This window comes from Agarivorans sp. 2_MG-2023, assembly GCF_030548085.1.
Taxonomy (GTDB): Bacteria; Pseudomonadota; Gammaproteobacteria; order Enterobacterales; family Celerinatantimonadaceae; genus Agarivorans.
In genome coordinates this window covers 131,524-155,695 of the sequence record NZ_JAUORQ010000003.1, presented here as the reverse complement: position 1 = coordinate 155,695, position 24,172 = coordinate 131,524, and the positions used below count along the sequence as shown (strand labels likewise).

General features: G+C 43.7%; 24 protein-coding genes. 18 read left to right on the top strand and 6 right to left on the bottom strand.

Translation table 11 applies throughout. From position 1 onward, the window contains the following. Positions 1-130: 130 nt before the first annotated feature. Entirely contained in the window at positions 131-1,336 is a 1,206-nt protein-coding gene (gene lhgO / locus Q4549_RS05760) for an L-2-hydroxyglutarate oxidase (protein WP_303550021.1), read from the bottom strand. 153 nt (positions 1,337-1,489) lie between these two features. Here lhgO and Q4549_RS05755 point away from each other — a divergent pair, with 153 nt between their 5' ends. From Q4549_RS05755 to Q4549_RS05735, 5 genes are all read left to right on the top strand, one after another. Further along, complete coding sequence (locus Q4549_RS05755; RefSeq protein ID WP_303550018.1) at positions 1,490-2,248, top strand: sulfite exporter TauE/SafE family protein; 759 nt, start codon at positions 1,490-1,492, stop codon at positions 2,246-2,248. 16 nt (positions 2,249-2,264) lie between these two features. After that, positions 2,265-2,804 carry a lipocalin family protein gene (locus tag Q4549_RS05750; protein WP_303550017.1) on the top strand — a complete coding sequence of 180 codons (540 nt, stop codon included), beginning with the start codon at positions 2,265-2,267 and terminating at the stop codon, positions 2,802-2,804. Positions 2,805-2,830: 26 nt separating this feature from the next. Continuing rightward, positions 2,831-3,568 (top strand): ferredoxin--NADP reductase, encoded by a 738-nt coding sequence (locus tag Q4549_RS05745; RefSeq protein ID WP_303550014.1) that lies wholly within the window; start codon positions 2,831-2,833, stop codon positions 3,566-3,568. Between the two features lie 245 nt (positions 3,569-3,813). Continuing rightward, positions 3,814-4,557 (top strand): exosortase-dependent surface protein XDP1, encoded by a 744-nt coding sequence (gene xdp1 / locus Q4549_RS05740; RefSeq protein WP_303550012.1) that lies wholly within the window; start codon positions 3,814-3,816, stop codon positions 4,555-4,557. A gap of 145 nt (positions 4,558-4,702) precedes the next feature. After that, complete coding sequence (locus Q4549_RS05735) at positions 4,703-7,495, top strand: tetratricopeptide repeat protein (RefSeq protein WP_303550009.1); 2,793 nt, start codon at positions 4,703-4,705, stop codon at positions 7,493-7,495. Between the two features lie 54 nt (positions 7,496-7,549). On the opposite strand, the gene ettA is transcribed toward Q4549_RS05735, so the two are convergent. Then, positions 7,550-9,214 carry an energy-dependent translational throttle protein EttA gene (gene ettA / locus Q4549_RS05730; RefSeq protein ID WP_303510892.1) on the bottom strand — a complete coding sequence of 555 codons (1,665 nt, stop codon included), beginning with the start codon at positions 9,212-9,214 and terminating at the stop codon, positions 7,550-7,552. A gap of 16 nt (positions 9,215-9,230) precedes the next feature. Here ettA and Q4549_RS05725 point away from each other — a divergent pair, with 16 nt between their 5' ends. Both Q4549_RS05725 and Q4549_RS05720 read left to right on the top strand, forming a co-directional pair. Beyond that, positions 9,231-9,497 (top strand): hypothetical protein, encoded by a 267-nt coding sequence (locus Q4549_RS05725; RefSeq protein WP_303550007.1) that lies wholly within the window; start codon positions 9,231-9,233, stop codon positions 9,495-9,497. Next, entirely contained in the window at positions 9,497-10,408 is a 912-nt protein-coding gene (locus Q4549_RS05720; RefSeq protein WP_303550004.1) for a L,D-transpeptidase family protein, read from the top strand. Before Q4549_RS05725 ends, Q4549_RS05720 begins: the two co-directional genes overlap by 1 nt. Positions 10,409-10,453: 45 nt before the next feature. Here Q4549_RS05720 and Q4549_RS05715 read toward each other — a convergent pair whose 3' ends face one another. Further along, a complete protein-coding gene (locus tag Q4549_RS05715) occupies positions 10,454-10,720 on the bottom strand; it encodes an Lpp/OprI family alanine-zipper lipoprotein (RefSeq protein WP_016402681.1) in 267 nt (88 codons plus the stop codon). A 250-nt stretch (positions 10,721-10,970) separates the two neighbouring features. After that, positions 10,971-11,969: a ChaN family lipoprotein gene (locus Q4549_RS05710; protein ID WP_303550001.1), complete on the bottom strand. Its 999-nt coding sequence runs from the start codon at positions 11,967-11,969 to the stop codon at positions 10,971-10,973. A gap of 306 nt (positions 11,970-12,275) precedes the next feature. Here Q4549_RS05710 and glyA point away from each other — a divergent pair, with 306 nt between their 5' ends. Continuing rightward, positions 12,276-13,529: a serine hydroxymethyltransferase gene (glyA, locus tag Q4549_RS05705; RefSeq protein WP_303510939.1), complete on the top strand. Its 1,254-nt coding sequence runs from the start codon at positions 12,276-12,278 to the stop codon at positions 13,527-13,529. 351 nt (positions 13,530-13,880) lie between these two features. Here glyA and Q4549_RS05700 read toward each other — a convergent pair whose 3' ends face one another. Next, the gene (locus Q4549_RS05700) at positions 13,881-14,210 is read right to left on the bottom strand and encodes a ribbon-helix-helix domain-containing protein (RefSeq protein ID WP_303549998.1); all 330 of its coding nucleotides are present in this window, start codon (positions 14,208-14,210) and stop codon (positions 13,881-13,883) included. A gap of 72 nt (positions 14,211-14,282) precedes the next feature. Beyond that, the gene (locus tag Q4549_RS05695) at positions 14,283-14,843 is read right to left on the bottom strand and encodes a DJ-1/PfpI family protein (RefSeq protein WP_303549995.1); all 561 of its coding nucleotides are present in this window, start codon (positions 14,841-14,843) and stop codon (positions 14,283-14,285) included. Positions 14,844-15,198: 355 nt separating this feature from the next. On the opposite strand from Q4549_RS05695, the gene nrdR reads away from it, so the two are divergent. The 10 genes from nrdR (at position 15,199) to Q4549_RS05645 (ending at position 24,164) form a co-directional block, all read left to right on the top strand. Next, positions 15,199-15,648, top strand: a complete 450-nt coding sequence (gene nrdR, locus Q4549_RS05690) for a transcriptional regulator NrdR (RefSeq protein WP_137671727.1) — start codon at positions 15,199-15,201, stop codon at positions 15,646-15,648. Further along, positions 15,649-16,782, top strand: coding sequence for a bifunctional diaminohydroxyphosphoribosylaminopyrimidine deaminase/5-amino-6-(5-phosphoribosylamino)uracil reductase RibD (ribD, locus tag Q4549_RS05685; protein ID WP_303549992.1), 1,134 nt, complete (start codon positions 15,649-15,651; stop codon positions 16,780-16,782). Further along, positions 16,782-17,438, top strand: a complete 657-nt coding sequence (locus Q4549_RS05680) for a riboflavin synthase (protein WP_303549989.1) — start codon at positions 16,782-16,784, stop codon at positions 17,436-17,438. The genes ribD and Q4549_RS05680 overlap by 1 nt, the downstream gene beginning before the upstream one ends. Positions 17,439-17,504: 66 nt before the next feature. Then, positions 17,505-18,617 (top strand): bifunctional 3,4-dihydroxy-2-butanone-4-phosphate synthase/GTP cyclohydrolase II, encoded by a 1,113-nt coding sequence (gene ribBA, locus Q4549_RS05675; RefSeq protein ID WP_303510952.1) that lies wholly within the window; start codon positions 17,505-17,507, stop codon positions 18,615-18,617. Between the two features lie 104 nt (positions 18,618-18,721). Further along, positions 18,722-19,192, top strand: coding sequence for a 6,7-dimethyl-8-ribityllumazine synthase (gene ribE, locus Q4549_RS05670; protein WP_137671724.1), 471 nt, complete (start codon positions 18,722-18,724; stop codon positions 19,190-19,192). A gap of 15 nt (positions 19,193-19,207) precedes the next feature. Next, entirely contained in the window at positions 19,208-19,624 is a 417-nt protein-coding gene (gene nusB, locus Q4549_RS05665; protein WP_137671723.1) for a transcription antitermination factor NusB, read from the top strand. Between the two features lie 3 nt (positions 19,625-19,627). After that, a complete protein-coding gene (gene thiL / locus Q4549_RS05660; RefSeq protein ID WP_303549987.1) occupies positions 19,628-20,605 on the top strand; it encodes a thiamine-phosphate kinase in 978 nt (325 codons plus the stop codon). 24 nt (positions 20,606-20,629) lie between these two features. After that, positions 20,630-21,109, top strand: a complete 480-nt coding sequence (locus Q4549_RS05655) for a phosphatidylglycerophosphatase A (protein WP_137671721.1) — start codon at positions 20,630-20,632, stop codon at positions 21,107-21,109. A 390-nt stretch (positions 21,110-21,499) separates the two neighbouring features. Further along, complete coding sequence (locus tag Q4549_RS05650; RefSeq protein ID WP_303549983.1) at positions 21,500-23,095, top strand: ABC transporter substrate-binding protein; 1,596 nt, start codon at positions 21,500-21,502, stop codon at positions 23,093-23,095. A 58-nt stretch (positions 23,096-23,153) separates the two neighbouring features. Continuing rightward, the gene (locus Q4549_RS05645; protein ID WP_137671719.1) at positions 23,154-24,164 is read left to right on the top strand and encodes an ABC transporter permease subunit; all 1,011 of its coding nucleotides are present in this window, start codon (positions 23,154-23,156) and stop codon (positions 24,162-24,164) included. Positions 24,165-24,172: the final 8 nt, after the last annotated feature.

The window sequence follows — 24,172 nt, the reverse complement described above, 5'->3', positions numbered from 1 at the left end:
ATAAGCTCATCTTTATTAGGGCGGAACTGACAATAGTTACGCGACCTGTTTGTCAGTTTTCGCCGGTATGTCTTATTGTAAAAATTGTATCAAGCTTCGCTACTATTCATAAAATACTTCCCCTTCTGCGCTACCTGCTAGCCTCTTCAGCTTGTTGTACTTTTTCACATATATACTGAGCGATTGGGAATGCTGAAGTAGCTGCTGGTGAAGGCGCGTTGCAAACATGTAGGCTGCGTGGGCTATTAGCAAATAAAAAGTCATGCACTAAACTGCCATCTTTTAGCACCGCTTGTGCCCTAATGCCCGCTGGGTAGGGGCGTAAATCATGAATGTTTAAACTGGGACAGTACTTCCTTACTCGTTGTAAGTAGCCTGATTTAAACAAAGAGTCCTTTGTTTCCTTAAAGCCACTGCCTAAATGCTGTTTAGCCACTTTCCAAAAACCGGGGAAGCTCAGCATTTGTTTGGTATCGGCTAAGTTAAAAGAGGCTTTGTTATAACCCTCTCGTGACCAGCCTTGCACTGCGTTTGGCCCAACCGTTACCGTTCCATCAATCATTTTAGTCAGGTGCACCCCCAAAAATGGCAATTCGGGATCAGGAATGGGGTAAATGAGGTGTTTGATTAGCTGGTTGTGGCGGGGCTGCAGTTGATAGTACTCGCCTCGGTAGGGAATGATTTGGAAGTTGATATCAATGTTTAGCATTTTACATAAACGGTCTGCCATAAGGCCACCGCAGCTAACGAGATACTTGCCGCTAAACTGGCCATGTTGTGTATTCACAGTTATTTGGGAGTCGCTCTCTGTTAGCCCGTTCACCTGATGTGAAAGTTTAACTTCACCACCTTGCTGGGTAAACAATTCAGCTATTTTTTGGCAAATTTGCGGGTAACTCACAATACCAGTATCGTTAACCTTAAGCGCACCTAAGCCTGAAATATTTGGTTCCAGTTCAGTTAGTTGCTGGGCTGATAACTGGCTTATTGCTATTTCGTTTTCTAAGCAACGAGCGGCTAAATCGTGCATACGGTTTAATTCGAGAGGGGTCGTCGCAACCAGCAATTTCCCGCACTGAAGGTAAGGTATGTCGTGTTGTTGGCAAAACGCGATAGTTTGCTTCAAACCTTGTTTACAGAATTGCGCTTTTAAACTGCCTGGCGGGTAGTAAACCCCAGCGTGAATGACGCCGCTATTATGCCCGGTTTGATGAAAAGCTAGCGAAGGCTCTTTTTCTAGAACCACTATTTTGGCTTCGGGGTGATTTTGCTTTAGCTGCCAAGCTGTGGCTAAACCCACAATTCCGCCGCCAATTACAATGTAGTCGTAACTCAATGGATAATCCTTTTGACTCATTACTCAAGGTGTTAGGCCTAGTTATTTTGGCACAAAAATCCGAAGCTTAGACTAAAGATATCAATCTGCTGCTGAATTCCAGCTAATGCAATGATAAGGTCAAACTTATCAATGCCCTATAGAGAACTGTAAATGGACTTTACTATTTATCATGGTGTGTTACTGCTGGTGGTAGGGCTAATCGCTGGTGTGATTAACACCTTAGCAGGCGGCGGCTCCAATTTAACCTTGCCAGCGCTAATGGTAATGGGGATGCCAGCAGAAGTGGCTAATGCCACTAATCGAGTGGGCATTTTTTTACAATGTTTAACCGGTGTTTTGGGTTTCAAGAAGCACGACAAGCTTGATACTGAAGATGTCGTTCCTATTTTGTGGCCCACCTTAGTGGGAGGATTAGTGGGAGCGGTCGCTGCTTCCTATTCACCAGCTTGGATTATTAAATACCTGTTACTGGGGGCAATGTTGGCAATGGCGGCATTAATGCTGTTTAAACCTAGTGCCGTTGCGCCAGAACCGGGTACCCTTGCTCGCAAAATGGATGATACGCCCTCAGCCAAGTGGAGCTTAGGTTTAGCAGGGTTTTATGGCGGCTTTGTTCAGGCCGGCGTAGGGTTTATTTTGATCGCAGCATTGGCCGGCAGTTTGCGCTACGATTTAGTAAGAGCGAATGCGCTTAAATTAGTGTGTACCTTATCTTTTACCAGTATTGCTCTGGTGGTGTTTATTGCTAGGGGGCAAGTGTTGTGGTTGCCGGGTTTAGTGTTAGCGGTGGGTTACATTATTGGGGCTCATTATGCAGTGAAGTTTGCTATAAAAGCGGCGACTAATACGCTTAAATGGTTTCTGTTTGTTATGACTTTGATTGGCTGTATTGCCGCCTTATGGTTTTAGTTGAAAGGATGTACTAATGAAAAAGACAGTTATTTTTGTTGCCGTATTGTTGATAAGTGCATGTAGTGGCAAACCAGAAGGCATAGAGCCGGTGAGTAATTTTCAGTTACAAAAGTACTTGGGAACTTGGTATGAAGTTGCCCGTTTAGACCACTCATTCGAGCGTGGCATGAGCCATGTGACCGCAACTTATAGCTTACGTGATGACGGCAAAGTAACGGTATTAAATAAAGGCTTTTCTGAGCAGGAACAACAGTGGTTTGAAGCCGAAGGCATTGCTCAGTTTGTTGACTCACCAGACATTGGGCATCTCAAAGTATCCTTTTTTAGACCATTTTATGGCGCTTATGTTGTGTTTGCCTTAGATGAGCAAGACTACCAATACGCGTTGGTAGCTGGCCCGAACCGAAAATATTTATGGTTGCTTGCTCGAACGCCTGACTTAGCTCACCAAGTGAAAAGCGACTTGGTTCATCAGGCTAAAGACTTAGGCTACGATGTAGATGCGTTGATTTATGTCGATCATCACTCTGAAGTGATTACTTCTCAAGAATAAGAATTTGTCTTAGTAAAGGAACAAGTATGTGGACTGAGGGTAAAGTAATTGAACGTATTGATTGGAATGATGAGCTATTCAGTTTACGAATTAAGGCCGATATTACGCCATTTGTCGCTGGGCAATTCATTAAATTATCAGAGTTAAGAGAAGGCAAGCGCGTAGCTCGTGCCTATTCATTAGTTAATCCTCCTGATACCGATTGCCTAGAAGTGCTTGCGATTAAGGTAGAACAAGGCTTGCTGTCACCTAATCTTCATCAATTGAGTGTTGGAGATACCATCGATGTCTCAAGCAGTGCCGCAGGGTTTATGGTGTTGGATGAAGTGCCCGAGGGGAAGCATTTGTGGTTAATTGGCACCGGAACTGGAATAGGACCATATTTCTCAATGTTAGAAACGGCACAAGCTTGGCAACGTTTTGAGAAAATAGCGTTGGTCTACGGCGTGAGAAAAGTCAAAGATATCGCTTATAAAGATCTTATTGATAAATACCAAGCAGAACACCCCACACAGTTCCAGTTTCAAGCCATGGTTACTCGTGAAGACTGCGAAGGTGCGCTTAAAAGCAGAATCCCTGAAGCCTTAGCGAATGGGTCGTTGGAGCAAGGGCTTGGCCTTAAATTAAGCGCAGAGTATTCCCAAGTGATCATGTGTGGTAACCCCGAAATGATCACCGATGCGCAAGTAATCTTAGAGCAAAAAGGTTTGAAGAAAAATTTACGACGTAAACCAGGGCAAGTAACGGTGGAGCGTTACTGGTAGTGCGTTTTATGAGCATTGATGTTAATCTGCTCGCATCAAATTTTTAGCTCCTGAACATCAACCTAGTTTTTAGTGGTTACAAAAGCAACGCTTATTGTCAGTTTTCTTTACAATGTTACAGTTTTACTGAATTTTTGAACTGTAAAGTATTGGAAATAAAGACTTAATTTTATTGGCTTGTTTATTGCTTTGTGTTGGTTGGGACGGTTTTTAAATAATATACAGAATGCTATTTTGGGGGCGCTGTGTTTAAACAAATTTTATTGGTAGCAACGTGTGCTGTGTCTATGTCAGCTTTCTCTGCGGAGCAAGTTTGGGATTTTGATGATGGTTCACTATCCGGCACTGGAAACGGTAACTCTCTGGATATGTCTGGATTAAGTGTTACTGGTTGGTCGGATACCGCCAACCCTAATGACGGACGTATTAGAAATACCAAACTTAGATATTCGAACTCATATGGCTTGATGTCTGATAACAGAGATGAGCCGAACAATACTCCGCAACATTCTATCGATAGCTACGGCAACGATTTTGATATGGTTTTGCTAACTTTTGATGAAGCGGTAAATCTAGCGGGCTTCACTTTAGGTTGGGCCAGTGAAGATCACGGAACTAATAGGCAAGCTAGTCACGCAGATGTTTCAGTATTGGCTTATTCGGGTAGTGATGTTGCAACTGTGAATAATCAAAGATGGGCTGATTTAGCTGGTTTAGGTTGGACAACTGAAGCCGAAGTAAGTAATGCCGACGATTACGCTTATCAAGCTATTGATTCAGATGCTGTGTCTAAATATTGGTTGATTGGTGCTTACAACCCTATATTCGGTAACTTGAACTGGTCTGCTAACAACGATGGATTTAAGCTTGCTGGTGTAAATACCGAAACACCTCAGTTTGCTGCTACTGTTCCAGAACCAGGTACAGTACTGTTATTTGCAGCGGGCCTATTTGGTATTGCACTACGTACCAGAAAGCGCCAAGCTTAAATACAAAATTCCTTTTCCTGTTTAACGAAAAATACGAAATACTCTGTATTTCGTATTTTTTTGTCTTTTTTTTGCCTCTGGTTCATTAGATACTGTTTGTCGGTTAATTGATTGACCCTCGCAGTAACAAGGAACCTGTTTGCCAATGAAAAAGTCTTTTCTCCCTTTCTTACTTTTGTGTGTTGCCGGCTTTAGCTCTGCTAATGAGCAAGCAAATGAATACGAGTTGGCCGTTAAAGCCTTTCATAGTGGGGAAGAAAACGAAGCTTTTATTCATTTAAAAAATGCCTTAACGGCTAACCCTGAACATCTTTCTTCAAAGCTGTTACTCGCAAAGGTGTATTTCAACGCCAATAATTTAGGTTCAGCTGAAAAACAACTGGAGGAAGCACTCAACCTTGGTGCTGATATTAATTTAGTATTGCCAATGCTTGGTAATGTTCTATTGCTGCAAGGAAAGACCTCCGAAGTATTGGCTTTTGAAGAACGAGCGAGCGAGTTTTCGCGACAAACTCAGTTTGAGTGGAAGCTGTTGCGTGGACGGATCTACTTATTAAACTCCCAAGCTGATTTAGCGCGTAAGGAGTTTGAGCAAGCGACGAAGTTAATCCCTAATAAACCTAGTGCAATGAATACCTTGGCTACTTTATATCTGCAGCAGAAAGAGTATGTTCTGGCTGAGCAGTGGATTAAACGTTCTTTAAGCATTGCTGAAAACAATGAGCGAACGTGGCTATTAAAGGGAAACTTAGAAGCGAATCAAGGCCAGATGAGCGCCGCGCTAGAAAGTTATCAGAAAGCCTATAGTTTAGATCCTGAAGACCCTAAAGTTTTACGTAGTTTGGTGATGACTCACCTTAAAGCTAATCAGCTAGAAGAGGCTAAGCGCTACTTAAAGAAAGTCCAAGAACAGACTCCTAACGATCCTACCGCTATTTTAATTAGTGCTACCTTGTTAAGTGATGAAGATAATGCCGAGTTGGCTGAGCAAGCGCTTACTGAATTATCTCAAAAGGTATCAGCTGCAGAAGGCGAAGAACTGACTGATGTAAATACGCTGTTGTTTATTCAAGGTGCCTCAGAATTTATTTTAAAGAATGATGAAAAAGCCCAGCAGTACCTGAGCCAGTATTTACGGCAGAAACCCAGTGATTTAGGCGCAACAAGAATGCTTGCTAAGGTGTATTTGCGTTCGGGCGAGCCTTATAAACTGCAGCTACTCCTTCAAGAAAACTTTGATTATATTATTCGCGACCTCGGTTTGTCGGTACAGTTGGTATATCTCTATATAGACGCAGGGCGGTTACGTGCCGCGCAACAGGCTTTCGAGCAAATTCGCGCTTATCATAGTGATTCAAATTATGTAGTTATATTAGAAGCTGAGCTAGCACGAGCGAGTGGTGAAGCAGAGCGAGCTTTAAGTTTGTTGCAAACTTTACCTTATAGCGAAGTAGACGCCCCGATAAAGTGGCTACAGTTGAAAGGTGAGTTGGCTCTACAAGTTAATAATTATGCCCAGGCTAAACTAGCAGTAGAAGAGCTGATTGGCCGAAATATTAAAACCAGCCCTACGCAAAATTTAATCGCTGCTTACTACATTAAAACTCAGCAGTTTGATCTGGCACTGCGTTATCTTGATGACGTTTTAGCGAGCAGCCCACGTAATTTGGGCGCACGTTTTAATAAAGCTTTGGTGCTAAAAAGCCAAGGTAATCCCGAACAGGCTTTAGTATTGCTCAAGCAAATTCTTACAACGCAAAATGACCATGTGGCGAGCTATTTGCTGGCCGCTCGTATCTACTTGCAGCAGCAAGACTACCCACAAGCTATTGAGCAATTAGATAAAGTACTGCTTTATCAGCAAGACAATAGAGTGGCTAGGGAGTTGAAGCTAGATACATATATGCAAACTCAACAGTGGTCTTTGGCATTAGTCGAGGTTGAAAAACTAAATCGTGAGTATATTTTAAATGAGCAATATTTAAGCTCTTATGCTGAAGTATTAATTCGTTTAGAGCGTTACGACGATGCCGCTTATCCTATTGGATTACTGGACAGTATTTGGAAAGAGCAACCGGAAAACTTAATTACTTTGGCTCAAATGCAGATTCAAGCAAAGCAACTGTCTGCTGCAAAAGCGAGCTTGCTTAAATCTCACGAACTTGACCCTAAAATAATGACAACGTTAGTCTTGTTAGCCAAAGTTGAATTGGCGCAGCAACAGATTGAAGACGCCGAGAAAACGGTCGTTAAATTACAGCAGTTGTTTGGTGATAGCAGTGAGTTATATGCACTAAAGGGCGATATCTTGCTGCGTAAAAGTCTACCGCTTGACGCTCAAAAACAATATAGCCAAGCGGTGGCCTTAAACCATTTCAATCGCGAAGCAGTGGTGCGTTTGTATCAATTGTCTAAGCAAGGCGTAGCAGTGAAGGCATTTCATCAGCAACTAGAAGCCTTGTTGGAAGATAGCACCAAAACAGCTTGGCATCGCCGTTTATTGGCAGACAGTTATTTGCAAGACAAGCAATTGAGTCAGGCGCAGACACACTATGAAGCCTTACGAACTATTCCCGAATTAGAAAACGAGCCGGGCATCTTAAATAATTTGGCTTATATCTACTCTAAAACTGATTTAGACAAGGCTTACAGTACTATTGCTATTGCGGTAGAGCAGGGCTCTAAGAATGCGGCAATTTTAGACACCATTGGGTGGATTGAAATACAGCGAGGAAAGTTTGACCAAGGTTTAGTGTTTTTGCGCGAAGCCTACACAATGAATTCTTCGGATGCTGCGATTCGTTACCATCTAGCTTTTGCGTTGAATAAGTTAGGGCGAAAAGCAGAGGCTAAGCGAGAAGTACAAGAAGCCTTAGAATTAGACCAACAATTTTCTGAGTACGAAGACGCTAAGGCCTTATTAGATAGCTTAAGCTAAAGGTTTCGCTTCCAATAATAAAGCCACCTGTAGGTGGCTTTTTAGTTTCACAAATTAGCTTATTCGTTTGTATTTTATACGATGAGGCTGTGCCGCTTCTTCGCCAATGGTTTCTTTAAGCCAAGCTTCATACTCAGTAAAGTTACCCGCATGGAAGTTCACTTGGCCTTCATCGCGGTAATCAAGAATATGAGTTGCGATGCGGTCTAAGAACCAGCGGTCATGCGAAATAACCATGGCACAACCAGCAAACTCTAATAAGGCGTTTTCAAGTGCACGTAGTGTTTCTACGTCTAGGTCATTGGTTGGTTCATCTAGGAGCAATACATTGCCACCGGTTTGAAGCAGCTTAGCTAGGTGCAAACGACCACGCTCACCCCCAGATAACTCACCCACACGTTTTTGTTGATCGCCACCTCTAAAGTTAAAGCGACCCACATATGCACGACTTGGTACTTCAACGTTGCCAATTTTTAGAATGTCAGAGCCACCAGACACTTCTTGCCAGACTGTGGCTTTGTCATCCATTGCATCACGGAATTGGTCTACACTGGCGATCTGAACCGAGTCACCCACTTCTACAGTACCTGAGTCTGCTTGCTCAGCGCCGGTTATCATCTTAAATAAGGTTGATTTACCCGCGCCGTTAGGCCCAATAATGCCTACTATCGCGCCCTTAGGGATGCTGAATGATAGGTCATTAATAAGAACTCGGCCGTCGTAAGATTTGCTTAGCTTAGTGACATCAATCACCTTGTCACCTAAACGCTGAGCGGCTGGAATGAACAGTTCGTTAGTTTCATTACGGCTTTGGAAGCTTTGAGTATTAAGCTCTTCAAAGCGTGCCATACGCGATTTGCTTTTGCTTTGACGACCCTTCGCGTTAGAACGAACCCATTCTAATTCTTTCTGAATGGATTTCATGCGAGCTTTCTCTTGAGACGCTTCTTGGCTTAAACGGTCTTCTTTTTGTTCTAACCAAGATGAGTAGTTACCTTCCCATGGGATACCTTCGCCGCGGTCTAGCTCTAAAATCCAACCTGCTACGTTATCTAAGAAGTAGCGATCGTGAGTTACTGCTACAACGGTGCCTTCATAGTCATGTAGGAAACGTTCTAACCAAGCAACAGATTCAGCATCTAAGTGGTTGGTAGGTTCGTCTAGTAACAACATGTCTGGCTTTTCAAGCAATAAGCGACATAGCGCTACGCGGCGGCGTTCACCACCTGACAGCTTCTCAATTTTTTGGTCCCACTCCGGTAAGCGCAAGGCATCAGCTGCTCGCTCTAACTGGTTCTCTAAACTGTGAGAATCGTGAGTGGCTAAAATAGCTTCCAATTCGCCTTGTTCTTTCGCAAGTGCATCAAAATCAGCGTCTGGTTCAGCATATTCTGCATAAACTTGATCTAAGCGAGTTTGGGCATTCTTAACCACCGCTACCGCTTCTTCTACCACTTCACGAACAGTCTTGTCTAAGTCCATTTGTGGTTCTTGCGCTAAGTAACCGATTTTGGTACCAGGGTTGGCGCGTGCTTCCCCTTCAATTTCGGTATCAATGCCAGCCATAATACGTAATAACGTAGACTTACCTGAGCCGTTAAGACCTAACACACCAATTTTGGCGCCAGGGAAAAAGCTTAAAGAGATGTTCTTTAGAATGTGCTTTTTAGGGGGGACGATTTTACCGACGCGGTTCATCGTATAAATAAATTGGGCCATTTGCCGTTCCTATAGAATGTCAAAACTAGTGTTTGGTGCAGCTAAAGCATACACCCAAATCAGATTGTTTTTATCTTCCGCTATGATACTGGCTTCCTTGCTGGATGCTAGCTTTGCCAATCACTTTATTCAGCCTGTTGTTGATGTTGTCACTGTTTTATATGAAAAGCGGTTAAATCTGCTGTTGGCCACCGTTGATAACCGAGTGGGTGATGGCTTCGAGTCGAATTTGCCAATAATTAATGCTATGTTGCTGTTATCACTATTTGAAGTAACTGACTGATGAAAAGATTGTTGTTAGCTTGCATGGCCCTTAGCTTGGCGTTTACGGCCTCTGCCTTAACTTATGACCTACCTAATGACGGTAGCCGTTTATTAGGGGGGAACCAGTGGCACCGGATCCAAAAAGGTGAAACTATCGCACTAATTGCTGAGCGTTATGGCGTAGGCTTTTTGGCTGTAATGGCAGCCAATAAGGGGGTGGACCCTTTTTTACCTGAAGTGGATAGCCAGCTGCTTATTCCCACTCAAATATTACTACCTGATGTTGAGCATAAAGGTGTAGTGGTTAACTTGGCTGAACTACGATTGTACTACTTTCGACCAAACAGCCATCAAGTAGATGTATTGCCAATTGGCATTGGTCGAATTGGTCGTGAAACACCTGAAATGAGTACTTATATTAGCCAGAAACGAGAAAAACCAACTTGGACACCAACTCAGAATATTCGCAACGAATACGCTGCAAAAGGCATCATTCTGCCGCAAGTGGTTCAAGCTGGACCTGAAAACCCATTAGGCGAATATGCGCTGCGATTGGCTTATGGTAATGGTGAGTATTTGATTCATGGCACTAACAAAGAATTTGGGGTTGGCTTACGAGTAAGCTCTGGTTGTATTCGCTTGTTCCCGAGCGACATAGAGTATTTGTTTTCTCAAGTTAATGTGAAAACACCCGTACGTATTATTGATCAATCGATTAAACATTCCTTAGAGCCAAGTGGTGAGTACTTGTTAGAAGTGCATCAGCCGCTAAACCGTTCACAAGAAGATGTAAGCCAAGCAACTTCATTAAAGCTAAGTAGGGATGATATTAAGTTTATTACTCAAGCGGGAGTTGATTCTTCGGTTGTCAATCAAGCGCTGAAAAACCAGCAAGGCATTGCTTTAATGGTGGGTGAAAATCAGGGATAAAAAAAGGAGATGCCGTAGCATCTCCTTTTTTACATCGGTTTAAACTTACTTAGTGTAAGAAGAAGCGATGTTGTCGATACGCTCGTTAGCGCGCATAGCTTCAGCTTTCGCTTGGTCAGCACTCATTTGAGCTGACTTGATGTCACCACTCAAAGAGCTTTGCTCTGCACGAAGAGCTGCAACTTCGTTAGATAGTGCATCAACTTTGTCGCTTAGAGATTGTACGTTGTTTTCTAAAGCGGTAGTGTTTGAAGAACAACCCGCTAGTAAAATGGTAGAAGCAATAGCGCCTGCAACTAAAAACTTATTCATGGTAAGTCCGTCCTTTATGTTCAAGTCTAACGAATGATATCAATCGTCAATTCGTATTAAGCAAAGCCATTCACTGCGTTGAGTGAGCCGCTGATATGATTATGGCTCAATATTATTAAGCTGCAAGCCCTAGATAGTAAAAGTAAAAGAAAAATATGGTGATAACAGGGATTTAAGTTGTTTTGTTAACATTTTTGCAACAAAAGATGTCGCCTAGTAGGGACATTTCAGGATTATTGCTAGCCTGCTGTTAGTTAATGCTTTTACATTGTTTATTAGAGCGCTGCTTAATATGTTGGTATTCCGCCTTGCGGTTGTCCGCATTTTGGTAACGTTTGGGTAAATTTAACACCACGATAAGGTAGTCCCCCTTAGCTTGTTGCTCTTCTATAGAGAGTGCTAAAAACTCTTGCTGACTGACTGCAACCACTGAGCTTATTTTTGAATTTGGTAAACGTTGTTGCACCCGTGAGTAGGTGCCTTGCTTTTGTTCAATATGAAAATTACCCACAATGTGCATGACTTGCTGGTTTGTTTCATTGCCTAAGTGAGCGGCAATAGACTCAGCCATGGTCTCGTCCCAGGCTAACATGGCTAGAAAATGATTTTGGCTTTGTTGGCTGTCGCCATGATGAGCATTTCCGAATAAGCGCTGCTGGTAAGCGGGATCATCTACGGTAAATTCTTGGCTCAACAAAAGGCGCTGCTCCGAGTCTAGTGTGTCTAAATAGGCCAAACCCTCGCTACCTATACAAGTCACATGCGTTTTAGGGGCGTTGGCGGCAATAACGTTTAAGTGCTTAGCCTTTGAAAACTCAACTAAGGGCCGATAATCGGAACGGTAATTTGGCCAAGCGTTAGTTTGCTTAATCAACCATTCTTCACCGATATCATTGTTTAAATACTCGTTTACTAAAGCTTGTTGGCTGCGATCAAATTGTTCCATAGATAAGCTTAATTGAGCGTGTTGTGCATGCAGAGATTGGAATAAGCGTAACTGCGCTAAATGGATCCCTGGATGACTGTGGTACTCACCAAATAACACCACGTGTGAATCTGCAAGCAAACTGGCTAGCGTTTCAGTATCGTTGAGAACTTGCTGAGCATGTGGGTCAAAAAGGATGTAATCATAATAAGTCTCTAACGGCGCGGTGGTGCTCGCTTGTTGAAGGCCAGTGTTTGGTTGGCTAGTACTGCAGGCCGCTAGGCTGACCAAGATAAACAGAAAACTTGAAAGACGAAATAACATAGGGGTCAATACTCTAAATGTAGATGATAATCATTATCATCTTAGCCTTTATTAAACCTAAAAGTAATGCTTAAATTAACGTGAATTTATTTCATAAAGATCAAAGCAGGTGGTGAACGAATTGCAAACAAAGTACGTAACATTCACTATCTCACTTCGATAAGCCATAACGGGTTTATGTTAAGTTTATGCGATTACGCTAAACCCGCAGCTTAAAATTTTGCTGTGATCTGAAAAGGACTCAGGTTAGAATGCGCCTTCGAAAAATCACCCACCAACATGTAACAAAAGAGTCAGGAGATACTGATGTTAAAGCGTGATATGAATATCGCCGATTACGATGCCGAGTTATGGCAAGCCATTACTAAAGAAGAAGTTCGCCAAGAAGAGCACATTGAGCTGATTGCTTCTGAGAACTACGCCAGCCCACGGGTAATGGAAGCGCAAGGTTCTTACCTTACTAATAAGTACGCCGAAGGTTACCCTGGCAAGCGTTACTATGGTGGTTGTGAGTATGTAGACCAAGCTGAAGTACTTGCTATTGAGCGTGCTAAACAGCTATTTGGTGCAGACTACGCAAACGTGCAACCTCATGCAGGTTCACAAGCTAACTCAGCTGTTTTTATGGCATTACTAAATGCTGGTGACACCGTGCTAGGCATGAGCCTTGCTCATGGTGGTCACTTAACTCACGGTGCCAGCGTAAGCTTCTCAGGTAAAATCTACAACGCTGTTCAGTACGGAATTAATCCGGAAACTGGCGAGCTAGATTACGCTGAAGTTGAAAAGCTAGCTAAAGAACACAAACCAAAAATGATTATTGCTGGTTTCTCAGCATACTCAGGTGTGGTTGACTGGCAGCGTTTCCGCGATATCGCTGACGAAGTAGGTGCTTACCTATTTGTTGATATGGCACACATTGCTGGTTTAGTGGCTGCAGGTTTATACCCAAACCCAGTTCCTATTGCAGACGTAGTGACTACCACTACGCATAAAACCTTAGCTGGCCCACGTGGCGGTTTGATTTTGGCTCGTGCTAACGAAGTTATCGAGAAAAAATTAAACTCTGCAGTATTTCCTGGCGGCCAAGGCGGTCCTTTAATGCATGTTATTGCAGCTAAAGCGGTAGCCTTTAAAGAAGCTATGGAGCCTGAGTTTAAGCAATACCAACAAGCGGTATTGGATAACGCAAAAGCGATGGTGGCGGTGCTACAAGAGCGTGGTTACAAAATTGTATCTAACGGTACTGAAAACCACTTGTTCTTAGTTGACCTTATCGACAAAGACATTACTGGTAAAGACGCTGACGCAGCACTAGGCCGCGCCAACATCACTGTTAACAAGAACTCGGTTCCAAACGATCCTCGTTCACCATTTGTGACCAGTGGTTTGCGTATCGGTACGCCTGCGATTACCCGTCGTGGTTTAGATGTAGCTGCTGCTAAAGACTTAGCGGGCTGGATCTGTGATGTACTAGATAATTTACAAGATGATGCAGTTATCGAACGTGTTAAAGGCCAAGTGTTAGAACTTTGCCAGCGTTTCCCGGTCTATGCTTAAGTAAGCAATCTATAGTCAGGGATTGACGAGATAAATGAAAGGAGGCTTATGGCCTCCTTTTTTGTATCTGTTTTTTAGTCGAACTTAGGATTTTTACGGGCTAAATGTGAATAGGAACACAAACCAAGGAGGGATAGTTTAGATCTACGCTTAACAAACATGCAGTTGGTATTGTTTTTGCTGAGTTTTTAGATCTAATTGATAAGTCAAATTACCAGCATTGTTGGTAGTTTCAAAAGAGAGAGAATAACAATGGACATGAATCCAGTGACCAGCGCAAAAAGAATGGTTTTTCTACAGTTTGTAATTTGGGGAAGCTTTATGCTGTTAATCATTGCTCAATAGCGATGACTACACAGTGTTATGGGCAAAGGATTTGCCTGCTGTTTGCTCAATAGAACCTTGATGCAGCACTAAGCGCTTGCCCTGATTTAAATGGGTAGTACAGGCGACCCTTAGCAATGAAGTAAAATTGCCCACTTTGCCTTCTCGCTGCAAAACTTCATGGTAAATCTGAGTTAGAAAACCTGCTAGGCTCAGTTCCGCTTCATCGGCTATTTGCTCTAATAGCTGCCAGAAAATCGCTTCTAAACGAACACTCGTGACCACACCGTCTAAACGCACCGAACGCGACTTTAATTCAAACAATTCGGCTTCAGTACCTGAATAGATCTCACACATAACAAATCTCACCATGATTAGATCGAAGTCTAATCATGGTACAAAACGTCAAAACTTGCTCTTTCATCTGGGCTATTTTAACAAGGCGTTAAATTGAGCTAGCCATTGAGGGTGGGCGGGCCATGCGGGAGCGGTGACCAAGTTTCCGTCTGTTATTGCTTGGTCTACGGCAATATCAGCATAGTCGCCGCCGGCTGCGGTTACTTCTGGCGCACAAGCAGGGTAGGCAGAAATGTGTCTGCCAGAGGCAATACCTGCCGCCGTTAACAATTGGGCACCATGGCATACCGCCGCTATGGGTTGCTGCTTATTGGCAAAGGTTTTGATGATCTCTAGCACTTGAGGGTTTAAGCGCAGGTATTCAGGCGCACGGCCGCCAGGCAACAATAGGGCGTCAAAATCATCGGCAACTATTTCACCAAAGCTGCCGTTAAGGGTAAAATTGTGCCCTGGCTTTTCGCTGTAAGTTTGGTCACCTTCAAAATCGTGAATCGCAGTTTTTATCTGCTCACCTGATTGCTTTTCTGGGCAAACAGCAACAACATTATGCCCTACCATTTGTAGTGCTTGAAACGGCACCATCAATTCATAATCTTCAACAAAATCGCCCGCAATAATAAGTACTTTAGCCATCACTCTCGCCTTAACAATTTATTTACATTTCATTGGCAGGATAAGGGCTAGCAGAGTGTAAGGGGTAGTAATTGGTTACTACACTACACTTGGCAAACAACGAAACTAATAAAAGTCTATTTTATTCAACAATTTATATTTGGCCGTTTGGGATTATAATTTTTAGATATTTAAAGCAAACTGAGCTTTGGTCTTCGCTTTTCACTTATTAAAAAGACAGTGCTAATAAAATGTTACTTGTTGCAGAGCACTCGTCCATTAATCCTTAAGTTTTCAGCGCTTAAGTTTTTTACTGATCTGTACCTTGGCCTGTTAAGCAGATAAAATCGTTACATATCTGACTAAAGGAACACCCATGCATTGTCCATTTTGCTCCGCCCATGAAACTAAGGTTATTGACTCACGTCTAGTGGCTGATGGCCATCAGGTGAGAAGACGCCGTGAGTGTTCAGAGTGCCATGAGCGCTTTACTTCATTTGAGTTAGCTGAATTGGTCATGCCTCGAGTCATTAAAGGTAATGGGATAAGAGAACCTTTTAACGAAGAGAAAATGCGAGCAGGCATGATGCGAGCGCTAGAGAAGCGTCCGGTGAGTGTTGACCAAGTTGAGCAGTCAGTAAATAAAATTAAGTCTCAACTTCGCGCCACCGGCGAGCGTGAAGTAGAAACCAAGTTCATTGGTAAGATTGTGATGGAGCAGCTGATTAGCCTCGATAAAGTGGCTTATGTGCGCTTTGCTTCGGTATACCACTCCTTTGAAGACATTAAAGAGTTTAGTGACGAAATTGCAAAGTTGGAAAAATAAGTGAGCTTTAGCCCTCAAGATTGCCAATACATGGCAAGAGCGCTACGCCTTGCTGAGTTAGGAACTTACACTACCGCGCCCAATCCAAATGTGGGTTGTGTACTGGTAAAAAACGGTCAGATTATTGGTGAAGGTTATCATCAAAAGGCTGGCGAGGGGCATGCAGAGGTTAATGCCGTTGCAAAGGCTAAAGAAGCTGGCTATAGCGTAGTGGGTGCACTTGCCTATGTCACCCTAGAGCCTTGCAGCCACGTAGGCCGAACGCCCGCTTGCGCAAGCATGTTGATTGAAGAGCAAGTCGCCGAAGTGATTATTGCGATGGTTGACCCTAATCCGCAAGTCGCTGGCCGAGGCATTGGTATGTTAGAACAGGCGAGCATTAAAGTTCGCTCTGGCTTAATGGAATCAGCGGCGAGGGCGCTAAACCCTGGCTTTTTATGCCGAGTGGAACGTAAGCGCCCATTTGTACGTTTAAAGCTGGCAGGCTCGATTGATGCCAAAACCGCTTTATCGAATGGCGAAAGTAAGTGGATTACTTCTTCTTATTCACGGAGCGATGTTCAACGTGAACGCGCTCGCAGCCATGCTATTTTGTCTACCGCTACCACTGTGCTTAGAGATAACGCGAGTTTAAATGTTCGCCATCATGAGTTAGGTAGTTTAACCCACCAACTAGAGCAACAGAGCTTACGCCAGCCATTGCGTATTGTGGTGGATCGTCAGCAACGTTTATCTGCGGCTTCTCAATCTTTAAACATATTCAAACATCCCAAGTCACTTTGGCTAGCGGGAACCCATCTTCAGCCGCAAGTAGCCGCTGATAAGCAATTTATCATAAGTGATTCAGACCAGAGCTTGAGTGAGTTGATGCAACAGCTAGCGGAAGCTGAAATCAACGATGTGTGGGTGGAAGCAGGAGCAAATTTTGCGGCTGCACTAATTAAAGCAAAGCTGGTCGACCAGCTAATTTGTTATCAAGCAGGTAAGTTGATGGGCGCCGATGCACAAAGCTTAATAGGCCTAGAGGGTTTTACTGAGATGAATCAGTTAAATTCTTGGCAATGCCTTGAAACCCGCCGCGTAGGCCCCGACATTAAAACTATCTGGATCCCACAAGCAAAGGGTGCACAATAATGTTTACTGGAATTATCGAAGCCCTTGGCATTATCAAGAGCATTGAAAAGCGCAGCGGAGACGTGCGTTTACATATCGCCTGTTCCAGTTTAGACATGGCTGATGTGCATCTGGGCGACAGTATCGCCGTAAATGGTATTTGCTTAACAGTCGTTGAATTTGGTAGTGATTACTTTTGCGCCGATGTTTCCACCGAGACTCTTAGTTTAACCTCTTTGGCTAAATGTAAGCAGGGCGATAAGGTGAACCTAGAAAAAGCTATGCTCGCCACTAATCGTTTTGGCGGCCATATTGTTAGCGGCCACGTAGATGGCTTAGCGGAAGTGGTAAGTATTAGCCCTAGTGCTAGGGCAGTAAACATTTGGTTAAAAGTTCCTAACGAGCTGGCTCGCTACATTGCTCATAAAGGTTCAATAACCGTAGATGGGATTAGTCTTACGGTAAATGAAGTTCAACAACAGCAGCTGCGTTTAACCATTATCCCCCACACCGCAGAGCAAACGACTATCTCGCAATGGGCACCAGGGCAAAAAATTAACCTAGAGGTTGATGTGATTGCCCGTTATGTTGAGCGCCTAATCGGCTATGCTGAAGAGAGTAAAAACGAATCAAACATCAATACTGCATTTTTGGCGCAACATGGCTTTTTAAAGTAGCCAGTAGCAATAATGAAATGCACTAATAACTATAAATAACACCCCTTAGGTAAGAAAGGTTTTGCTATGTCACTAAGCAGTATCGAAGAAATTATTGAAGATTTACGCCATGGCAAGATGGTAGTACTCATGGACGATGAAGATCGCGAGAATGAAGGCGATTTAATTATGGCTGCTGATATGGTGACGCCTGAAGCCATTAACTTTATGGCCACCTATGGGCGTGGTCTGATTTGTTTACCAATGACCAGAGAGCGCTGCCAGCAACTTAAGTTGCCGTTAATGGTTGACGTAAATACCGAGCAATTTGCCACTAATTTCACGGTGTCTATAGAAGCCGCTCAAGGGGTCACCACCGGTATTTCTGCTGCCGACCGCTCACGCACCGTTCAAGCGGCTGTTGCTCGCGATGCCAAACCTAGTGACATCGTTATGCCTGGGCATATTTTCCCGTTAATGGCACAAGAAGGCGGAGTATTAACGCGTGCTGGTCACACTGAGGCCGGAACTGATTTAGCCCGTTTAGCTGGGCGTGAACCTGCCGCAGTGATTGTTGAAATTCTTAACCAAGATGGCACCATGGCGCGTCGTCCTGATCTAGAAGTGTTCTGTAAAGAACACGACTTAAAAATGGGCACGATTGCAGACCTTATCGAATACCGCAATAACAACGAAACCACTATTGAGCGAGTGGCAGAATGTAAAATGCCAAGCCGCCATGGTGATTTCAAGCTGATTACTTACCGCGATACTATCGACGAGAAAGTACACTTTGTGATGCAAGCTGGCGAGGTTAAAGAAGACCAAGCCACTTTGGTTCGTGTGCACTTGCACAATACCTTTAGTGACCTATTAGGCAGTGACCGAGCCGGAAAAATGAGCTGGCCGCTGGATAAAGCATTAGAAAAGATCGCTAATGAAAATGGTGTTTTGGTGTTGTTAAGTACCGATGACGATGCTGAAAACTTGATTGAACAAGTCAAGGCCTTCGCGTTGCAGGACCGTGGCGAAACACCACCACAAAAACGTCAGCAAAGTGCCTCTCGCACCGTAGGTGTAGGCTCTCAAATATTGGCTGATTTAGGGGTGAGTAAAATGCGTTTGTTAAGCTCTCCGAAACGCTATCACGCGCTTTCTGGCTTTGGTCTTGAAGTTGTTGAGTACATTGACCAAGAATAATTTCCGATGCGCTTTGGCGTAAAATTAAATTAAGGGTCTATCACTTTAGTTGTGCTAGAATGGCGCGATTTTTTTGATGGACTCAAAGAATAGGCAGAACAACCATGAAAGTAATTGAAGCAAATTTGGCGACTCCAAACGCTAAAGTAGCCATTGTTATCGCCCGTTTTAATAGCTTTATTAATGAAAGCTTATTATCTGGTGCAGTAGACACGCTAACCCGTCAAGGCGGTGTAAGCGATGACAACATCACTGTTGTTCGTGTGCCTGGTGCGGTAGAGATTCCGCTAGCAGCTAAGCGTATTGCAGCGTCTAAAAAATACGATGCTATTATTGCTTTAGGTACGGTAATTCGTGGTGGAACTTACCACTTTGAATTGGTAGCCAATGAATGCCACAAAGGTTTAGCGCAAGTGATGATGGAGTACGATATTCCAGTAACATTTGGCGTGCTAACCACTGAGTCTATTGAGCAAGCGATTGAACGCGCTGGCACTAAAATGGGTAATAAAGGTACCGAAGCCGCCCTAAGCGCTTTGGAAATGATTAACTTAGTTAATCAGATAGAAGTTTAATTTGAGGAATTCTCTGTGAAACCAGCTGCACGTCGTAAAGCTAGGCAATTTGCTACCCAAGCAATTTATCAATGGCAAGTGACCAAGGACAGCGTTGCTAACATCGAACATCAGTTCTTAACCGAACAAGACATGAGTAAGGCTGATGTTCCTTATTTTTCTACTTTAATTTCTGGTGTAGTGGCTAACCATGAAAAACTAGATAAAGCGATGAGCTCTTCGTTGTCGCGTAAGTTAGAAGAATTAGATATCGTTGAGCATGCGATTTTATTAATCGGTGTTTATGAGTTATTGATGGTGACTGACGTTCCGCCAAAAGTTGTCATTAATGAAGCCATTGAACTGGCTAAATCATTTGCTGCTGAAGATAGCCACAAGTTTGTGAATGGTGTACTAGATAAAGTTCTACGCCTACAGCAGTTTAAGTCTTAATTAATGTCGTCTCAGCCGTCACTGGGTGAATTCGATATTATCGACAAATACTTCCAGAAAAGCGCGCCTCGCCAAGATGTAATTCTTGGCGTAGGTGACGATGCTGCGGTAGTTGCCTTACCCGATAATAGTCACATTGCCATTTCAACCGATACCCTGGTTGAAGGCGTGCATTTTTTTGCAGATATTCCCCCACGCGCCTTAGGGCACAAAGCATTGGCTGTTAACCTTAGCGATATGGCCGCCATGGGGGCAGAACCGCGCTGGGTGACTTTGGCGATTACCTTACCCGAAATAAATGAAGCGTGGTTGGCCCAATTTAGCAAAGGCTTTTACGACCTAGCAGAGTACTTTAATGTGAGCCTGATTGGTGGTGATACCACCAAAGGTCCGCTTAGCATTACTGTTACGGTGCATGGAGTGGTGCCGCATGGCAAAGCCCTGCGTCGAGATGGAGCTAAACCCGGTGATTGGATCTACGTGACCGGTAACCTAGGTGATTCGGGTTTGGCCTTAGCGCATTTACAACATCAGCTAAGCTTAAGTCCGCAGCAATTAGAGTTGAGTTTAAAGCAGCACTATTTCCCTCAACCGCGGGTATTAGCCGGCTATGGCTTGCGTGATATTGCCTCTGCCACAATCGATATTTCTGATGGTTTATACAACGATTTAGGCCACATCTTAAGAAAGAGCAGCTGTTCAGCGACTTTAAAACTTGAGCAATTACCTTTATCTGAAACCATGAACGAAGCCGTAAGTATTGACCAAAGCATTGCTTTTGCCTTAAACGGTGGAGAAGACTACGAGTTGTGCTTTACCGTGCCGGAATCTAATAAAGGCTCGGTGGACACTTCGCTATCGTTTAGCGGCATACAATATACTTGTATTGGTCAGTTAGCGCCGGGTAAGGGCGAAATAAAACTACAATATAAAGACAAGCCTTATCAGCTAGAACAAGCTGGTTGGGACCATTTCGTATAAGCAAGCTATTCACGAGAACCAACAATGGATAAGGCTTTAGCCCGTTTAAATTTGCGTAACCCCTTACATTTGTGTGCGGTTGGTTTTGGTAGCGGCTTAGCCCCTAAAGCGCCAGGCACTTTTGGTACTGTGGCAGCTATTCCCCTCTATTTACTGCTCGCACCGTTATCGTCATGGTTATATATCACGTTGGTTGTGTTGAGCTTTATATTTGGCGTGTGGTGTTGTCAAAAAGCCAGTGACGCTATGGGGGTTCATGATCACGGCGGCATAGTGTGGGATGAGTTCGTTGGTTATTGGATTACTATGTTTATGGTGCCCTTGTCACCGCTGAATGTATTGCTTGGTTTTGTGCTATTTCGCTTTTTTGATGTATTAAAGCCCTGGCCGATTAAAGTTTTAGATAAAAAAGTTCACGGCGGCTTTGGTATAATGATAGACGACGTATTAGCTGGTGTTTTTGCCGCCATCTGTTTGCAAGTTGTGCTGTTTGTTCTCGCTTAATTAATCAAATTCTCTAGTTCCTCAATTCTACTGCCCCTCAATCTAGTTGAATCTGCTTATGTAAATCACGCATAAGCTTATTCTTTTCTGCATAAATATGACAATATATCGACTTCCTAATCACTTTAACTGGCTCGGCTTTGATTTGGTTTATAAAATGCTGTTTATGCTATTTACAGTGGCAGATAAAAATACTAGTTTATTACGGGCAAAAAGCGGATCAGGCTTGTTTAGGTCTTACTCAGTTCACAAATGTTGGTGTAATACCGACAATTTGCAGAACAGGGTCTAGATTTATCAAGAACAATAATTATTAGTCTATTCGCAAACACACCGGAAATGCGGCCATAACGGCGGCGTACATGACAAGATGTCACACGGAGAATCATAATGAAAAAAGGATTAGCTAAGCTGTCTATCGCACTTGTAGCAAGTGCAATAGCGATGAGCGCGCAAGCTAAAACACAAACGTTTGTCTTCTGTTCAGAAGGCAGCCCAGAAGGTTTTAACCCAAGTTTATACACCGCAGGCACCACATTTGATGCGTCTTCTAAGACCATCTTCAACCGTTTGGTTGAGTTTGAAGTAGGTACAACCAATGTTGTTCCTGGCCTAGCTGAATCTTGGGACGTGTCTGAAGACGGCCTTGAGTATACTTTTCACTTACGCAAAGGCGTAAAATTCCATACTCAAAAGAAAGGCTTCAAACCTTCTCGCGACTTTAATGCTGATGACGTATTGTTCACCTTTGAACGTCAAGATGATCCAGAACATCCTTACCACAAAGTGTCTGGTGGCTCTTACGAGTACTACAGCGGCATGGGCATGAACGAGCTTGTGAAAGATATCGTTAAAGTTGACGATTACACCGTGAAGTTTGTATTAAGCAAGCCAGAAGCGCCATTCATCGCTAACATGGCAATGGACTTTGCATCGGTATTTTCAGCTGAGCAAGCCGACGCGATGCTAGCCGCAGGTACGCCAGAGAAATTAGACTTAGACCCAGTGGGCACAGGTCCTTTCCAAAAAGTACAATACCAAAAAGATTCAATCATTCGTTACGTTGGTAATGCTAACTACTGGCAAGGCGCTCCAGCCATTGACCGTTTAGTATTCTCAATTACACCGGATGCTTCAGTACGCTACGCCAAGCTTAAAGCGGGCGAGTGTCATGTAATGCCTTATCCAAACCCTGCTGATGTTGAGCAAATGCAAAAAGATGCCGACATCAACTTGCTTAGCCAAGAAGGTTTGAACGTTGGTTACTTGGCGTTTAACACTCAAAAAGCACCGTTTGATAACGTTAAAGTGCGTCAAGCATTGAGCCTTGCTGTTAACAAGCAAGCCATTATTGATGCGGTTTTCCAGGGCAGCGGCAAAATTGCTAAAAACCCAATTCCACCAACAATGTGGTCTTACAACGAGAAAACTGTTGATTACGCTTACGATCCTGTAAAAGCCAAAGCTTTATTAGCTGAAGCGGGCATTACTGATCTTAAGACCAATATCTGGGCTATGCCGGTTCAGCGTCCTTACAACCCTAATGCACGTCGTATGGCTGAAGTAATTCAAGCTGATTGGGCCAAAGTAGGTGTAACCGCTGAGATTGTTAGCTACGAATGGGGTGAGTACCTTAAGCGTTCTAAGCAAGGTGAGCACGACACAGTATTATTAGGTTGGACTGGTGACAATGGTGACCCAGATAACTTCCTAAGCGTATTACTAGGTTGTGATGCTGTTGGTGGTGGTAACCGCGCTATGTGGTGTCATAAACCATTTAATGACGTGATCATGAAAGCTAAGCAGATTTCTGCTCAAGCCGAACGTGCTCCGCTATACGAAGAAGCACAGTTGATTTTCAAAGAGCAAGCTCCTTGGATCACTATCGCTCACTCAGTTGCTTACAAGCCTATTCGCAAAGAAGTTCAAGGCTTTAAGGTTGACCCTCTAGGCGGTCACCACTTCTACGGCGTGTCGCTAAAATAAACATGCTTAAGGGGCTGGCAACAGCCCCTTTCCTTCCTTCTGACACAGAGCTGTAGTTATGTTCCAGTTTATTATAAAAAAATTGATGTTGGTGATACCCACCTTCATCGGCATTACTCTTTTAACTTTCACCTTAATCCGCTTGATCCCTGGCGACCCGATTGAGGTAATGGCAGGAGAAAGAGGCGTGTCACCTGAGCGCCACGCAGCTTTGCGTGCCGAATTGGGCTTAGACCAACCGTTATTGGTCCAATATTTTGATTACGTTAAAAACATTGCGAGTGGTGATCTTGGCCGTTCATTAATTACCAAGACACCGGTAACCGAAGAATTCTTAACGCTGTTTCCCGCAACTGTGGAACTGGCGTCTTGTGCTGCTTTATTTGCCATTTTAGTGGGGCTGCCCTGTGGCATTATAGCGGCGGTGAAACGAGGGTCGGTATTCGACCACTCAGTCATGACCTTTTCCTTAACCGGCTATTCGATGCCCATATTCTGGTGGGCACTACTGTTAATGCTGGTCTTTTCAGTGAACCTAGGGATAACTCCCGTCTCCGGTAGGCTTGATGTGACTTATTGGATTGATGAAGTCACCGGTTTTATGTTGATTGACACTTTGCTGTCTGGCGAAGAGGGGGCATTTGCTTCTGCTTTGCACCACTTAGTGCTACCAAGCATTGTGCTGGGTACTATTCCAATGGCGGTTATTGCCCGTATGACCCGCTCATCTATGTTGGAAGTACTAGGCGAAGATTATATCCGTACTGCGCGCTCAAAAGGCATGGCGCCAATGCGAGTGATTGTGGTGCATGCGTTGCGTAATGCGCTTATTCCAGTAATTACCGTTATTGGTTTGCAGGTAGGTATTTTGCTCTCTGGAGCGATTTTAACCGAGACTATTTTTGCATGGCCTGGCATTGGCAAGTGGCTTATTGAGTCTATTGGTCGCCGTGATTACCCGGTAGTACAAGGCGGTATCTTAATCGTTGCCACCATCATTATTGTAGTTAATTTGCTAGTAGACATTATGTACGGCGTGGTTAATCCACGGATCCGTCATAGCAAATAACGGAGCAT